Annotated in this window: 13 protein-coding genes and 3 pseudogenes; 6 read left to right on the forward strand and 10 right to left on the reverse strand. The window is 60.1% G+C overall.

The genetic code is table 11. The features are described 5' to 3' along the window. Positions 1–239: pseudogene (locus ATB1_RS22435) on the forward strand (hypothetical protein); the annotation flags it as partial. 75 nt (positions 240–314) lie between these two features. On the opposite strand, the gene ATB1_RS11825 reads toward ATB1_RS22435, so the two are convergent. The 5 genes from ATB1_RS11825 to ATB1_RS11845 form a co-directional block, all read right to left on the reverse strand. Then, entirely contained in the window at positions 315–1,433 is a 1,119-nt protein-coding gene (locus tag ATB1_RS11825; RefSeq protein WP_042663906.1) for a redoxin domain-containing protein, read from the reverse strand. Between the two features lie 98 nt (positions 1,434–1,531). After that, positions 1,532–2,215 carry a haloacid dehalogenase type II gene (locus ATB1_RS11830; RefSeq protein ID WP_042663907.1) on the reverse strand — a complete coding sequence of 228 codons (684 nt, stop codon included), beginning with the start codon at positions 2,213–2,215 and terminating at the stop codon, positions 1,532–1,534. A gap of 127 nt (positions 2,216–2,342) precedes the next feature. After that, positions 2,343–3,326, reverse strand: a complete 984-nt coding sequence (locus ATB1_RS11835; protein WP_042661826.1) for a glutathione S-transferase family protein — start codon at positions 3,324–3,326, stop codon at positions 2,343–2,345. 89 nt (positions 3,327–3,415) lie between these two features. After that, complete coding sequence (locus tag ATB1_RS11840; protein WP_042661827.1) at positions 3,416–4,135, reverse strand: SDR family NAD(P)-dependent oxidoreductase; 720 nt, start codon at positions 4,133–4,135, stop codon at positions 3,416–3,418. Positions 4,136–4,181: 46 nt separating this feature from the next. Next, the gene (locus ATB1_RS11845; RefSeq protein WP_042661859.1) at positions 4,182–4,736 is read right to left on the reverse strand and encodes a winged helix-turn-helix domain-containing protein; all 555 of its coding nucleotides are present in this window, start codon (positions 4,734–4,736) and stop codon (positions 4,182–4,184) included. A 131-nt stretch (positions 4,737–4,867) separates the two neighbouring features. Here ATB1_RS11845 and ATB1_RS11850 point away from each other — a divergent pair. Next, a pseudogene (locus tag ATB1_RS11850) lies at positions 4,868–7,143 on the forward strand (heavy metal translocating P-type ATPase). Here ATB1_RS11850 and ATB1_RS11855 read toward each other — a convergent pair. Further along, complete coding sequence (locus tag ATB1_RS11855) at positions 7,140–7,346, reverse strand: heavy-metal-associated domain-containing protein (protein ID WP_042661828.1); 207 nt, start codon at positions 7,344–7,346, stop codon at positions 7,140–7,142. The pseudogene ATB1_RS11850 and the gene ATB1_RS11855 overlap by 4 nt on opposite strands. A gap of 231 nt (positions 7,347–7,577) precedes the next feature. Here ATB1_RS11855 and ATB1_RS11860 point away from each other — a divergent pair, with 231 nt between their 5' ends. The 3 genes and pseudogenes from ATB1_RS11860 (at position 7,578) to ATB1_RS11870 (ending at position 10,402) form a co-directional block, all read left to right on the forward strand. Next, positions 7,578–8,579, forward strand: coding sequence for a DUF6610 family protein (locus tag ATB1_RS11860; protein WP_042661829.1), 1,002 nt, complete (start codon positions 7,578–7,580; stop codon positions 8,577–8,579). 76 nt (positions 8,580–8,655) lie between these two features. Further along, entirely contained in the window at positions 8,656–9,003 is a 348-nt protein-coding gene (locus ATB1_RS11865; RefSeq protein ID WP_042661830.1) for a hypothetical protein, read from the forward strand. A gap of 406 nt (positions 9,004–9,409) precedes the next feature. Then, positions 9,410–10,402 (forward strand): annotated as a pseudogene (locus ATB1_RS11870) (ArdC-like ssDNA-binding domain-containing protein). Between the two features lie 100 nt (positions 10,403–10,502). Here the strand turns inward: ATB1_RS11870 and ATB1_RS11875 are convergent. The 3 genes from ATB1_RS11875 to ATB1_RS11885 form a co-directional block, all read right to left on the reverse strand. After that, a complete protein-coding gene (locus ATB1_RS11875; RefSeq protein WP_042661832.1) occupies positions 10,503–11,138 on the reverse strand; it encodes an IS6 family transposase in 636 nt (211 codons plus the stop codon). A gap of 93 nt (positions 11,139–11,231) precedes the next feature. Then, positions 11,232–11,927, reverse strand: coding sequence for a nucleotidyltransferase domain-containing protein (locus ATB1_RS11880; protein ID WP_042661833.1), 696 nt, complete (start codon positions 11,925–11,927; stop codon positions 11,232–11,234). After that, positions 11,924–12,595: a helix-turn-helix domain-containing protein gene (locus ATB1_RS11885; RefSeq protein WP_042661834.1), complete on the reverse strand. Its 672-nt coding sequence runs from the start codon at positions 12,593–12,595 to the stop codon at positions 11,924–11,926. Before ATB1_RS11885 ends, ATB1_RS11880 begins: the two co-directional genes overlap by 4 nt. A gap of 228 nt (positions 12,596–12,823) precedes the next feature. Between ATB1_RS11885 and ATB1_RS11890 the strand changes: the two genes are divergently transcribed. Then, entirely contained in the window at positions 12,824–13,642 is an 819-nt protein-coding gene (locus ATB1_RS11890) for a hypothetical protein (RefSeq protein ID WP_042661835.1), read from the forward strand. Between the two features lie 146 nt (positions 13,643–13,788). Here the strand turns inward: ATB1_RS11890 and ATB1_RS19905 are convergent, their stop codons facing one another. After that, entirely contained in the window at positions 13,789–14,346 is a 558-nt protein-coding gene (locus ATB1_RS19905; protein WP_343122542.1) for a transposase, read from the reverse strand. Positions 14,347–14,348: the final 2 nt, after the last annotated feature.

The following is a 14,348-nucleotide window of genomic DNA, read 5'->3' on the forward strand; positions in this document are numbered from 1 at the left end:
CGAGCGAACGGAATCCGATCTCTGCCGCACTCATTCAGATGGGAGAGGGAGCTGGTGTATCCGGTGTCCTCCTCTTTTTAGTCGTGAAAGTGACGGTTGCCCTGCTCATCCTGCGGGCGCTTGACCCCGACGTAGACCGTGCCGGTCGAGAGACTGTCGCGCTGCTCGTAGTCGCAGCCGGTGCTGGCCTCGTTCCTGCCGTCCACAATCTCACGCTATTCGCGCTTACGGTCTCCTAAACGATTCGCGTCCGGTTCGCGCTACGGTACGTCGTCACGACGAGATGGTTTTCCACACTCCACTAGCGCGGGTAGTCACTCGGACTCCACCCGACGTCGTTCCGGATGCTCGAACTCGAATTTCTCAGACTGGACCATCTCCAGGGTCTCCTCGATAGACGGACGATCCCCCCAGAACGTCCCGTAATAGGCGAATCGAACCGTTCCGGTCGGATCGATGATGACCGTCGCGGGGCGATTGATATACTCGGCGTGGACGGCGTAGGCCATCGGGTCGACTCCGTATTTCGCGCCGACCGTCCCTGCACGGTCGAGGAGGTGTGGCCACCATATCTGCTCCGTGTACGACTCGATGAAAGACTCCTCGGCGAACCAGTATTCCGGTTCGAGCTCCCGGCCGACCATCACTCGGCCGCGATAGCGGCCGTGACATTCGATCGTCGCCACGTTGACGTCTGCCTCCTGCAGTTCCTCGCGAAGCTCGATTAGTTCGTCGAACTCGCGGTGGCAGACCGGACACCAGTCGGCGAACACCCAGATCAGGACCGTCCACTCGTCGTCTCCAATCGAGTCCTCGAGGTCCCACGTCCGCCCGTCGGTGTCTGGCAATTCGAATAACGGCGCAGACGCACCGACTGCCAGCTGTTCGAACGTGTCCTCGTCGAGATCTCGATATGCGGCCTCCAGCTCGGGTTCAGCGACTTCGCCCTTTTGGATGCGGTCGACCGATAGTTCGGCTTGATGGCGGACGTCTTTCGAATCGTCGTTCTCTTGCCGGTCGCGAAGCAGCTCTAGTGATCGGGTGGCGCCGATCTGTCCCAGGGCGACAATAGCCTGCGATCGTGCCAACGCGTTCGGATCCTCGCGGACCACCCGTTCGAGCACCTCAATCTCGCTCTGGCTTCTCAGAATTCCCAGCGCCGTTGCACACACGTAGCGTACCTGTACGTCGTCATCCTCAAATTCGGCGGCGATTTCAGACATTTTCGCGTCACCGAGCCGAACGAGGTCTCGGACGGCGAGCAGTCGGACTCGCCAATCGTCGTCATCGAGGTCTGCAATACCGTGCTCTTCGAGCGTCCGATCGACCGTGAAGCTTGTCTCATCAACAGGGTGGAACTCGTGCGTCCGGACACGGTCGAGTACTGCCTCTACGGATAGTTCATTAGAGGAGCTCGCTTCGGTGTCATTCATACACCCACGAAGCGGCCGGACCAAAAAAGGATACGCGACGGCGAAATTGAGACAGCCACAGAGATGCCGGCGGAAGCCGAGTTGCTCACTCAGCGCAATCAGACGCCGAGCGTCTCAGCCAGTTCGTAGAACGTCTCGATAGTGAGATCTGGATCGGGACCGAACGGTTCCCATGGTGTTGATTTGCGATCCACCCAAGCGGCCTGCATTCCGGCGTGTTGAGCGCCCATGACGTCGAACCAACCGGCGGTCACGTGGACGATCTCATCGATCGGTGTACCGGTGCGTGCAGCTGCGTGTCGATAAATCTCTGCGGCTGGTTTGAACGTCTTGACCTCGTCGGCGCTGATTGTGTCCTTGAGAATATCTCCGATATCGGCATGCTCAACCATCGAGTCGAGCATCTCGGGATTGCCGTTCGATACGACGTAGCAGTCGTATCCACCGTCACGGAGCCGCTCGATTCCATCCCGGACGTCGTCGAACACATCGAGTTCGTGGTATACAGCGAGAATCTCATCTCGCTCCGAGGTAGAGATATCCACACCGGAAGCATCAAGCGCGTATTGGAGCGCATCCCGATTCATTTCGTAGAACGGTTGATACGCATCGATCGCGTTGGCGACGAACGTATATTCGAGTGAACGAGCCCGCCAGAGCTTCGAAACCGGTTGTGGATCCTCAACCCGGTCGGCGAGTGCTTTCTCCGCGGCGTCTACATCTACGAGGGTACTGTACGAATCGAAGGTGACTGTCGAAACTTGGGCGGAGTCGAATCCCATGTAACACCTACTGTGAGTCAATAGCATAACACTCCGGAAAGTGACAGTGGTGGTCGCGCTCAACCGCTCGAGGAACTGGGAGCAATAGCCGCCACTCGATACATTTTGAAAATATCTAGATTGGAGGCTAGGACGGTCGGGCCGTGGTTTCGTCGGGACTCGAGAGCCGATCCCGGTCGTGGGGTTGGTCGTAATCGAGCCCCGGGCCGATCGGCGTGATCTCCCCCTGGTAGTAGCCGTCGTCTTTGATGTGCTCCATCCGCACCGTCTCCGCGAAGCCCGGCGTCTGGTAGAGATCGCGCAGATACGGCCAGAGGTTGTCGTACTGGTGGAGATACTGCTTGTTACACTTGAATGCCGTGTGATAGCACTCGTCGAACCGAATCAGCGTCGGGAACAGTCGCACGTCGGCGAGCGTCAGCCGGTCGCCGGCGAGGTATCGCTGGTCGGCGAGGACCTCGTCCCAGTGATCCAGCGCGTCGAAGACGTCGCTGACGGCCTCGTCGTATGCCTCCTGTGCCTCCGCGAAGCCGGCCCGATAGACGCCGTTGTTGATCGAATCGTAGATCGAATCGATAATCCTGTCAATTTCGTCTTGGTAGCCTTCGGGATACAGCTCGCGCCCCTCGTCGCCGTAGTCAGCGAACTCGGTGGCGAACATCCGCATAATCTCGATGGATTCGTTGTTGACGATGGTCTCGTGCTCTCGGTCCCAGAGAACCGGCACGGTCACCCGACCGGTGTACTCGGTGTCGGCCGCGACGTACACGTCCCGGAGATATTCACACCCGTTGACCGTGTCGGGAGTGCAGCCGTCTTTCTCGGGGGTGAACTCCCAACCCTCGTCCTCGCGCCACGGGTCGACGATATCCATCGAGACGACGTCGGTCAACCCGGCGAGGCGGCGCGTGAGCGCGGCCCCGTGTGCCCACGGACAGTTCCGCGCGATGTAGAGGTGGTACCGCCCGGCCGCCGGCTGGAATGTGGTATCCTGGGCGTCCCGAATCCAATCACGAAACGAGGTTTCGGCCCTATCAAACGCGCCACTTTCGTCAGTATACGGTCCGATATCGGTCTTCCAGTCCCCGTCGACGAGCATATTCCTGCCCATAGGACGGTGGAGGGGCTTCTCGCATACAATCCTGCCGCCCAGTCGTGCTCAGCCAGCACAACCGATGACTTGTTCCGTTCCCACAGCAGTCAGATGAATTCGGAGTTCTGCGGACCGTTCGTGATGTGGACCTCGAACGGCTGTGTACTGACGTCGTCCTGTTCGACGAGGTGCCAGTAGGTCTCGGCCATTTCGTCGGGGTCGAGGAAGGTCTCATCCTCGCGGTCGGGGAATCGGTCACGAACGCCCGGCGCGTCGATCTGCCCGTCGATGACGACGTGCGCGACGTGAACTCCTTCGGGGCCAAACTCCTGGGCGATATCCATCGCCATCCCGCGGGCGGCGAACTTCGCGGCCGTGAAGCCGATTGCGCCGCCGAGGCTCCGCACCGCAGAAGTCGCACCTGTGAAAATGACCGCCCCGCCGCCCGTCTCGAGCATGTCGCCGACAGCTTCCTGCGAGCAGACGAACGCACCGCGCCCGTTGACCGCCCACGCCCGTTCGAATTCCTCGACGCTCACGTCCATGAGTCCCTTCCAGGAGGCGGCACTGGCGTGGTTCACGAGGATGTCGACCGCCCCGAATTCATCGCGCACCGCCTCGAACCCGTCTCGGATCTGATCGACGTCGGTCAGATCAGTCTGGACGGCCAGCCCCTTTCCGGCGTCCGGAAGATCCTCAGCGAGTTCGTCGATGTAGTCCGCCGAGCGAGCAAAGAGAGCGACCTGACATCCCTCGGCTGCGAACTTTCGTGCAAGTGATTCACCGAGTCCTGGACCGACACCTGCGATGACTGCTGTCCGGGTCATAGAACGATCTACGAACCGGACCGGCAAAGCCGTGGTGACGGACCGGTCACTGGTCAGTCGACAGCCGAGCACCGAATTCACCACTCTCACCCAGTTCGATGAGCGCGCGATTGAGGAGTTCTCGAACGACGAACTCCTCGTAGTGTTGCGTCTCGCAGTATTCACACGGCTTCATCTCCCGAGCAACGGCCTGGATCTCCTCGCCGTGTTCCGCAGCAAGTGCCTCTATCAGGCCGGCCAGTTCCTCGGTCGTCGTCTCCTGTGCCGAAGCAAGTAGCTCTCCACTGCGTTCCGGAAGATCGTACGAAAAGACTCGCGTATTCGACTTGTAGTACTTCCGCGTCCCGCCGCCAGCTTCCTCAAGTCGGGCGATCTCGACCATCCCCGCATCCTTCAGGACGTTCACGTGGTGGCGCACCGTCGTCTCGGCTTTCTCCTCGCCGCGACGATGCAGTTCGTCGTGAATCTCCTCGATCGTCAGTTCCTCGGCTGCGAGCATATCGAGGATCTTCGCCCGGACGTCGTTCTCCAGTGCCTTCGCTTTCTTCGGATCCGTTGTCACGACTTCGCGGATCGGCACGTCAGATTCGAGGAGCGCCATTCGTGTGAGGAGATAGGCGGACAACGACAGTAAGAGTAACGCCACTCACCCGACAATGGTATTAGATTTTCGAGACCGCTATAATATTCGTCGTAATGGTTATCCGCGTCCCACGATAACTAACAGCCACGATGGGAACGACACAGAAACAATTCAATGTCGGGGGGATGTCCTGCTCGTTCTGTGCGGAGAGCATCAAGAAGGCCTACAGCCGGACCGATGGCGTCGAGGACATCGACGTGAGTCTCGCCCACGAAGAGGTCCTCGTTCAATACGACGACGACCGTCTGAGCGAGATCGAGGTGAAGGACACACTCCGAGATCTCGGATACACCATCCGTGACCCGGACAAAGCGAAACGATACAAACAGCAGCAGGCCGAACTCGCCGACGGAAAGCGGCGACTGCTGCTCGCCGGCAGCGCGTCCATCGTCGTCGCTGCCTGATGGGGTGGATGATCCTCGTGATGGGACGCTTCGAGTCGGCATCCCTCGTGATGGATCTGGTGACGCTGGGGCTGGCGCTCGGGACGATGTTCGGGCCTGGCCGCTATATCAAAACAAAAGCCTTCCAGAGCCTCCGCCGGGGTATTTTCAACCAACACGTCCTTTTAGAGGCAGGCGCGTTCGCCGGGCTCCTCGGTGGATTGCTCGGCCTGTTTGTGTTCCCGAGCTTTCCAACGGTTCACTTCTTCGCCGTCTCCGTCTTTATTACCACCTACCACATCCTCTCCGAGTACACCAGCCTCATCGTGCGGACGCGCGCCTCTCAAGCCGTCCAGAGCCTACTTGACCTCCAGCCTGACACGGCACGCCGCATCAGTGATGACGGTGATGTCGAGGAAGTCCCGGTCGACGACCTCGACATCGGTGATCACGTCCGGGTCAAGCCTGGCGAGAATATCCCCGTCGATGGGACGGTCGTCGATGGTGAATCAACGGTCGACGAGTCAGTCGCCACCGGCGAGTCCATCCCCGAGGAGAAGGCCGCCGGCGACGCGGTGATCGGTGGCAGTGTCAACGAGACCGGGACGCTGCTCATCAAAGTAACTGCAACCGGGGAGGACGCGTTCCTAAACCAGGTCGCCCGCGAGATCGAGGAAGCTCGGGCAATGAAGCCCGGCATCATCCAGCTCGCCGACCGCGTGCTCAAGTATTTCGTCCCCGGTGTCTTGACGATCGCCGGGTTGTCGTTCCTCTTCTGGGTGGTTGCCCCACTCGCGTGGGGGGCAGCCCCCAACGTCCAGCGGGGGGCATTCGCGGCGCTGGCCGTTCTCGTCCTTGGTTATCCATGCGCGCTCGGGATGGCGACACCGCTGGCCCTGATCCGGGGCGGCGGGAAGGCCGCGAACCGTGGCATCCTGATGCGGTCGGGCGACGCATTCCAGGTCTTCCCCGACGTCGACCACATCGTGTTGGACAAGACCGGCACCATCACCGTCGGCGAACCCACCGTCAGTGAGGTCGTCGCGTTCGTTGCCGACGAGGTGGATGTACTCACCACTGCGGCCAGTGCGGAGGCGTTCTCCGAGCATCCTCTCGCTGATGCGATCCTCGAGTTCGCCACCGAGCAAGATGTCGAGTACGCTGACCCCGATGATTTCGACTCCGTGACTGGAAAGGGCGTCCAAGCGACCGTGGACGGCGACGACGTGCTAGTTGGCAAGCCGGGCTGGCTCGGCGACGAAGGGGTCGACCTCTCGGCAGCCCACGACGACATCGAGCAGCTCCAGCATCGCGGCCTCACCGTCGCCGGCGTCGTCCGTGGCGGCGAACTGGTCGGCCTGATCGGCATCGGTGACGCGGTCAAGAGCGACGCCGCCGAGACCATCCGGCGGATTCGCGACGCCGGCATCACGCCCGTGATGATCACCGGGGACAACGAGCGCACCGCGAACGCGGTCGCCGACGAGGTCGGCATCGACCGTGTTATGGCCGACGTGCTGCCCGACGAGAAACGCGAGGAGATCGGCCGCCTACAGGAAACCGGCCACCGCGTGGCGATGGTCGGCGACGGCATCAACGACGCCCCCGCACTCACGCAGGCGGATATCGGAATCGCCATCGGCGCCGGGACGGATATCGCCATCGAGTCAGCGGATATCGTCCTGATGGGCGACCGACTCGGCGGCGTGATGGACGCCTACGAGATCGGGCGGGAGAGCTATCGGAAGACCCGCCAGAATCTCGCGACGGCCTTCGCGTTCAACGGCGTCGGCGTCGCCGCCGCGACGACCGGACTCGTTCACCCCGTGTTCGCGATGCTCGCGATGGTACTGTCTGTCTCGGCCGTCCTCGCCAACAGCTTCGCTGGCCAGCTCCTCTCTGGCGAGGGCGTCAACACCGAGTTCGCACTCGAAGAACACACGGACGGCGACGTGAGAGACGGCCGGGCGGCAGCCGATTAGGCCACTACGTCGTACCCAGCCTGTTCAATTGCCGCGTTCACATCGTCATCGGAGACCCCATCCTCGATGACCACATCGACAGTATCCGCTTCGTGGTCAGCATCAACTCGAGTCACGCCATCGAGGTTTCGCAAGGCGGTCTCCACGTTCTGTTCGCACCCGTTGCACGACATCCCGGTCACGGAAAGCGTCTTTCGCTCCATATGTACCCGTACCCACTTGCGGGGAATGACCGTTACGGTAACCGTCGTATCGATTTTATCCTTATTAGAGGGGAGAGGATTTCGTACGGAGAGTTGTTTTTGTCAACCAATCTCTGTAGTTAACCAACAACCCACCAGTGAGTTCACCGATTGTTGGTTAACGAGAGCGGCCAGTTTTTCAACCCCCTGAATGGGCGCGGGGCGGCCAGCAGCGGCCTCGCCAACCCAGTCATGTCCCTCGAAATCAGTTCAAACGCCAGTACGGCTAGCGACATCACTGCCGCCAGAGAAGCCGATAGCGTGGCGTTCCTCCATCGGGCGCCGTACGCCCTGGATGCATACGAACTCGGATTCCTGCCTGGGTTCCGGGAGGACTGCGGGTATCAGCAAACCCAATTCAAGCAGCTGGACATCCCCGTCGGGATGCTCGACAACGACTTCCGGAATCCCGATCTGGATCGATACGTCGCCCGATTTTTCGAGCACGAACCCCACGTCGGCGTGATTGGTGATGCGTACGAGGTGGACGACGTCGACGAGTACGTGGCCGCCGCTCGTGAGATCCAGGCGAGCTATCCCGATGCAGAACTCGTCATCGTCCCGAAGTGCCGCGAGGTGATCGATGCGATTCCGAACGATATCGTGCTCGGCTACTCGCGGGGATACGCCGACCGATTGGCCCACGAGTTCACCGAACCGACCGACTGGCGTGGCCGTCGTGTCCACATCCTCGGTGGCAGCCCACCGAAACAGTGGGACGTCATCCAGCAGCTGACCCGACCGACCCTCACGGACGAGCCACCGGCCGACATCGTCGGCCTCGACTGGAACGGCCTCCATCGCGGGGCGCAGTTCGGTGAGTTCTGGACGGCGGATGGTTGGGACGACAGCGGTCGCGACACCGACCACGTCACGGTTCGCAAGACGGTCCGCCACAGTCTCGCCCGTCTCAAGGAATTCTGGCAGTCTCAAGGTGTTTGGCCCGAATCGACACCACAGGACGACTCCTTCGAGATCGAGTATGAGGGGCCATCGCCAGGGGATCTCGATGGTGCTGCGTGTACCGAATGCGAAGCCAACGTCTGGATGACTCAGCGCGGTCCATTCGTCGCCGAGTACGATACTGGGGCTCTCTGTGGCTACTGCAGCTACGACTGCTACTTCGCCCACCGCCATCGAAATAACCTTGAGGAAGTCGCCGGCGAGCAGAGCGTCTACCTCCCGCCGGCGTGACGCAGCGAGCTGTTTTTCGCGCCTCCAGAGAGGGCGAGGGCTCGATCCAGAGAGTCCTCAGAGATGGTGATTTTCCGTGAGTCAACAACAGCGTCCGAACGATGTCTCGATTGACGACATTCCAGTCGACGTATCGAACACCCAATCAGGCGAGGTCGATCCCGCTGAGGTACCCGAGGAGATCCGGTCGATCACTCGTGGACTCGCGAGCGAGCAGCCGCCGACGAATCCGCTCGTCGTCCTGAAGGCCGCCCGCTGGTGGTATATACATGGCAAGGGCGGAACCGATCCTGCGTTCCAGTGGGCCATCGAGTGGGCACGACACCTCGCGGCGGACACGCCGAGCGATGTCGACCAGTTCGACGCGTTCCTCGAGTATCTCGTCACGGTCGGCTTCGCTGACGAGAAGACAGCGCTTCGATAACCGATCCCCCATTCACACTGCGGGGTGTTTGACCGGGGGCTATCTCGAACAGAAACGAGTCTGACCGCAACCTGTTCAGATAGAAGAACATTCACTTAGAATTGGTAGCACACAACGTCTTCTCCACCACAGGTCGGACACGTTTCGGCGTCCTCGGAAAGGGTCGTTCCGCAGTGTCGGCACTCATACAGGGTAGACGGGCTGGACGTGCGAGTACCAACGACCCCGCGGAACGTTTCGACGAGACCCATTCTCTCGGTGATTGTGTCGCACTGGTTGTTAATCCCAGCGTCCGATAGCAACCCCGGTATAAACCCCGCAGTCGCGCCGTCGTTTATTGTGCGCCGCCGAGGGGTGCGGCGCGTCCTGACTCGGAGACGTCGTCGTACTCGATGTGATGCAATCCATGATGACAGCCAGTGAGTCGGGGGTCTCGTTCGAGGAGACTGACACCCGGCACGACGAGATGCACAGTACCATCGAAGACTGGATCGACGAGCTCGTCGCAGACATCGACGAGGCAAAAGCCAGCCAACAGTTCCAGGAGTGGCTCGATGTCCAGTCCCGATTCCACGATTACTCCCATCGCAACACCCTCTTGATCAAGCTCCAGTGTCCCGAGGCAACACGCGTAGCGGGCTACAATACGTGGCGGTCGGAGTTCGACCGGCACGTCCAAGAGGGCGAACAGGCGATCTGGATCTGGGCACCCATTATTACGAAGCAGTGCCCTGAGTGCGGGAACTCGCCGAGCTACCACGAGCAAAGCGACTGTGACTACAATGAGACACCGCCCGAGGAGTGGTCCAAAGGACTGGTTGGATTCAAACCAACGGCAGTCTTCGATGTGTCTCAAACCGAGGGCAAACCGCTCCCCGAGTTGGAAACCGAGGCCACAGGTAACGCCGACGACCTGGTGCCAGCGCTCCTTGATGCGGCAGCTACTCTCGATATCGACGTCCGTGTCGTCGACGCTGCTGATTGGGAGCATGGCGACGCGAAAGGCGTCTGCAAACACCGGAATCTCGACGAGTGCCAACCCGTCGTCGAAGCGAAAGCTCGCTCGAATCAGGCCGACCTCGCGGTGACGCTGATTCACGAGTAGCTCACGCACTGCTCCATTTCGATGTCGACGACGAACCCTCGCGGTGACGCTGATTCACGAGTAGCTCACGCACTGCTCCATTTCGATGTCGACGACGAACCCGAGCGTGCAAAACGCGAGATCGAAGCCGAAGCCGTTGCGTACATCGTCGGGCGATATTTCAACCTGGATACGAGCGGTTCAGCGTTCTATCTTGCCGCGTGGCAGGACGACGATGCGGAGAGCATTCAGGAGCGTCTCGGCCGGATCAGTTCGACCGCGCAGGAGATCATCGGGACGGTCGCCGAGAGCTGAACACGCCTTCTCCGACTGTTAACCAACGCCGGGAATGCTTTGTCCACACTGTTGGTTAATTCGTTCGGCGTCCGACCCTGCGTGTTTCGATCGGTAGTGTTCAGATTAGCTGATTCCATGCGAAGGCGAAGGTCTGGAGCCAGGTTTCGGCGGTCGTGGCGGCGGCGTGGCTGAAACAGTTCGAGAACTGTCTTGTTCGGCGTTTTACCTCACGAAAGACACGTTCAACGGCGTTGCGACGGCCGTGGGTTTCGTGGCGAAAGGTGAGGCCGAGGCGGTGGAGCGCGGCGTGGAGCCACGGACCGCGATCAACGAGGAACACGGCGTCCTCGACGTCGTGTTTCTCGCAGAGGTCGGCCAAGAACGACTGGGTGAGCGCAGTCGTTCGGGCCGGATACAGCTTGAGATGCAAGAATTCGTTCGTCTCCGGATCGACCGCCGCGTACAGCCAGAATTGCTGGTCGTCGAGTTGGATCACGGTTTCGTCGACCGCAACCTGATCCGGAGCTTTGCCGCCGCTGGGCTGTAAGTCGGCTTTCTGGACCCAGTTGTGCACGGTGGAGCGAGCCCGATCGACACCGAATTCATCTAAGACAGAGACAGTATCCGAAAGTGAAAGGCCGGCCGCGTGCAGCTCGATACTGAGCTTCATCAGCGGCTGCGGTGTCTCCTCTTTCTCCACAAAGTCTAACTCGATTCGGTTGCTAGGACCGTCGAGGCGGTCGATTTCGGGCATTGATCACACGAAATACGACCGCCTCGTCCTTCACTCCTAATCTGAACACCGCCGTTTCGATCGGTCCCAAGACATATCCATCGACAGTCGATATTATCGTTCAGAATCGATTCGGCGCTGCTGGTCACGAAGGAACTCAACGACGGCGTCGATATCCTGTTCGGGAACCGTTTGTTGTTCGAAGACTCCTTTGAATGCATCTGCGAAATCCTCCGACGTGAGGCGGTTGAGGACAGTCTCGATGCGACCAGCGAGCTTCTCGGACTCCCCGCGATGCAGATGAGTCGCGATCCGGTCGAAATCCGCGCCAGCAGCCAGCACCACCAGATCCCGAGAGTCTGCCTTGCGGCCACTGTGGAGTTTCACCGCGAACAGCAACTCCCGTTCCGGAATCCTGGCTGTTACCGGACGCCCGGTTCGCAGTTCCTCGGTGACAGAGTGCTGGGCTAGATAGCGATACGACCACTCAGCTTCCGTCTGGCGACAGCCCAGCGCATCCACCATCGCGTCGAACCGAACCGGATTCCCGATATCTTTCGTAAACCGGATAGTCCGGCCCTCGTAGAGCTCGTTTCGCTCGACATCGGCCGTTTTCTCGTAGCCGCGGTCGGTGAGAAGGTCGGTGTAGTCGTCGACCGCTTGGGCCGGAATGACGACGTCGACGTCCGTGGTGAAGCGTTGATTGAACGCCGCGATCGCCCACCCACCGACGAGCACGTACGGCAGGTTGCCGTCAATGACGGCCTCCAGAGTGTCCAGCAATTCGTCTTCGCGTTCACCGAGACTCATGCATTGAGACGCGGATCCTCGTGGGACGCGTCGATATCGCGGTCATATTCATCGGCGATCATCTCCAACGCCGGCTCGTAGTTCACCCGGTACTCCAACATGTGCTCGATTGCCTCATCCAACGGAATGACCGGATTGCCGTCGACCCACTCGCGAGTGATCTCCCCACTCGTCGGGAACAACACGTACGAGACGGTCGCCTCGTAGTCGGTCGCATCCGGCCGCTCTTCGATCCGACTCGGAATCCCGAACTCATCAAAGAACGCCGTCCACTGTTCGACATCCCGGTCGGCGACCTGGATGAAGATCGGATAGTCGTCGTGGCCGCGGGCGATCTGATAGCCGCCGTGGGTCCAGACGTAGACGCCGTCGATTTTCGTGTACGCAAAGGGCATCCCAGCGAAGTTCGGAATGACGTAGCCGTCGTCGATCGAGGGAGGAACCGAGCGGGAAATAGCGGCGACGAGATCGTAGTAGCGATCCCTGACAGCGTAATTCTCGATGTAGACGCCGTCCTCGCGCCGGATGAAGCCTGCGTCCTCCAACCGCTCGATCCAGTCGTAGACCCAGGAGTAGGAGCCGTCGATCTTCTGGGCGATTCGACGGATCGAGTCGCCCGGCTGGGCCGCAACCATGATCTTCGCCGCGGTCTCGTCGACGTACTCCATCATCGCTAGTTATCGGTATCGCATCTAACGGTATTAGTCTTGTCCCCTGTATTCCCTATAGAATTATCGCTATACAGATATACCGTCCGCGGCTCCGGCAGTCCGATCCGGCTCAGCATTCGAACAGAGATGGAGCAACCACTAGAGAAGACGACTGACCGCTGTTCGTTGGTTACGTTTATTTGCGCCCGCCGAGGGGCGGAGGCGCACTCCCGTCTTCACCGACCCATGACCAACCGATATCTAACGACCGTCCTCGACGAGGCGGAACGAGTCGCAGAGTACCACGAGCAGGTCGCCCAGTCTACCGACCACCCAGAACACGAGTATCTTCGGTACGCCGTCCTTCGGCTCCTCGAAGGCGAGGCTGACGAGATCTCGGTGGACGTGTCGCAGATCGACGGTGTGACCGTCGGCTACGGAGAGGACGAGGCGATGTACGAGAGCTGGGGCGACGACGTCGAGTGGTGGGAGATGATTCCGCCGCAGGCGGAGTGTACCCGCTTCCGGGTGTTCTATCCCAGTGAGTACGAGGCCATTCCCCGGATCATCGTCAACATGATGGCAGCACTCGGGGCATGGCGTGTCTGGACCGGGAGCGCAGCCGCCTGCGGCTCCTACGACCATCGCGAGCGTCGCGAAGTCCACTATCTGTGGCCGGAGGGGCACCCGGTCGAGACCCTGCTTGCGAATCGGCTCCACGGTCCCGAAGCTGCGGTTGCCCCAGACGGCGGCCGGACCGGCGACGTGCTCGATCGGATGGTCGTCACGGAGCACTCAACCCAATACGACGATCTCGAGCCGCGAACCAGACGTGCCGTCGACGAAGCGATGGCCGTCTCGCTGCTCGAAAAGGGTGGCCGGTACGAGGTCCGATCAGCGTCCGGTAACTGGTACGAAGTCGACGTGATCAGCGAGTCGTGTACCTGTCCAGACTGGCGGAAGCATACGCCCGAAGGCGGCTGTAAACACCTCCGGCGAGTCGATCACGAGATCAAACAGGGACAGGTCCCACGACCTGATGGGCGCCTCCCTTCGAACTCGTAGAATCATCCGGAGTTCGGAGTCCTCGGGTGGGCTGTAACATCAGACGAAACTCATTGATGGAGAGTTTCGAATTATGTTACAGCTGTTGGAAGACCGGTGAGAGCCGTTGGTAGCGGTTTAACCAACAAAACTTGGTCTTTTCAGTTCTAATGCGACTCATCAAGCTCGAACCCAGCCCATCTGACAAAGGACTTGAGGAGTTCCGGACGGTCTTGCACTGCTCGGAGCGACTGATCGAGTCGCGCTTTTAGCGCGGCGAGATCAGTGGGTACGTAATTCGCAAGATCGTCGTATTTCACCGACTTCCAGACCTGCTCAACGGGGTTGAAGTCTGGCGCGTATGTCGGAAGGAACTGGATGTCGATGGCGACCTTGGGAGCCATCGGCCATCCAGGCGTTGTCATCATTCTCGCGGTCGGTTTGTGCGCTGGGTAATTGTCCCAGATCAGAATACAATCTTGTCCGCGTTGGTTGAACGAATCGCGTAGTAAGAACGCCATTTTCTCGCTATCAACGCTTTTCTCGGACAACCAGAAGTCCAAGACGGTCGCGCCGGTCCTCGGCGCGACCGTCAGGGTTGCAACCGCACGAATACTGTCCCAGCTGCCTGAATTGCGGTGGATTGGCGTGTGACCGCGTGACGACCACGTTCGTCGAACTGTCGATTGCATTCGGACGGTACTCTCGTCGAGAAACACTAGCACAA

The sequence above is a fragment of the Haloferax sp. ATB1 genome (assembly GCF_000730175.1).

Excerpts from the sequence above, each read along its gene's own strand:
- ATB1_RS11875 (WP_042661832.1), bottom strand. The coding sequence starts at position 11,138 with ATGCCCGAAATCGACCGCCTCGACGGTCCTAGCAACCGAATCGAGTTA.
- ATB1_RS11840 (WP_042661827.1), bottom strand. The coding sequence starts at position 4,135 with ATGACCCGGACAGCAGTCATCGCAGGTGTCGGTCCAGGACTCGGTGAA.
- ATB1_RS11835 (WP_042661826.1), bottom strand. The coding sequence starts at position 3,326 with ATGGGCAGGAATATGCTCGTCGACGGGGACTGGAAGACCGATATCGGA.
- ATB1_RS11860 (WP_042661829.1), top strand. The coding sequence starts at position 7,578 with ATGTCCCTCGAAATCAGTTCAAACGCCAGTACGGCTAGCGACATCACT.
- ATB1_RS11845 (WP_042661859.1), bottom strand. The coding sequence starts at position 4,736 with ATGGCGCTCCTCGAATCTGACGTGCCGATCCGCGAAGTCGTGACAACG.
- ATB1_RS11880 (WP_042661833.1), bottom strand. The coding sequence starts at position 11,927 with ATGAGTCTCGGTGAACGCGAAGACGAATTGCTGGACACTCTGGAGGCC.
- ATB1_RS11885 (WP_042661834.1), bottom strand. The coding sequence starts at position 12,595 with ATGGAGTACGTCGACGAGACCGCGGCGAAGATCATGGTTGCGGCCCAG.
- ATB1_RS11825 (WP_042663906.1), bottom strand. The coding sequence starts at position 1,433 with ATGAATGACACCGAAGCGAGCTCCTCTAATGAACTATCCGTAGAGGCA.
- ATB1_RS11855 (WP_042661828.1), bottom strand. The coding sequence starts at position 7,346 with ATGGAGCGAAAGACGCTTTCCGTGACCGGGATGTCGTGCAACGGGTGC.
- ATB1_RS11830 (WP_042663907.1), bottom strand. The coding sequence starts at position 2,215 with ATGGGATTCGACTCCGCCCAAGTTTCGACAGTCACCTTCGATTCGTAC.
- ATB1_RS11890 (WP_042661835.1), top strand. The coding sequence starts at position 12,824 with ATGACCAACCGATATCTAACGACCGTCCTCGACGAGGCGGAACGAGTC.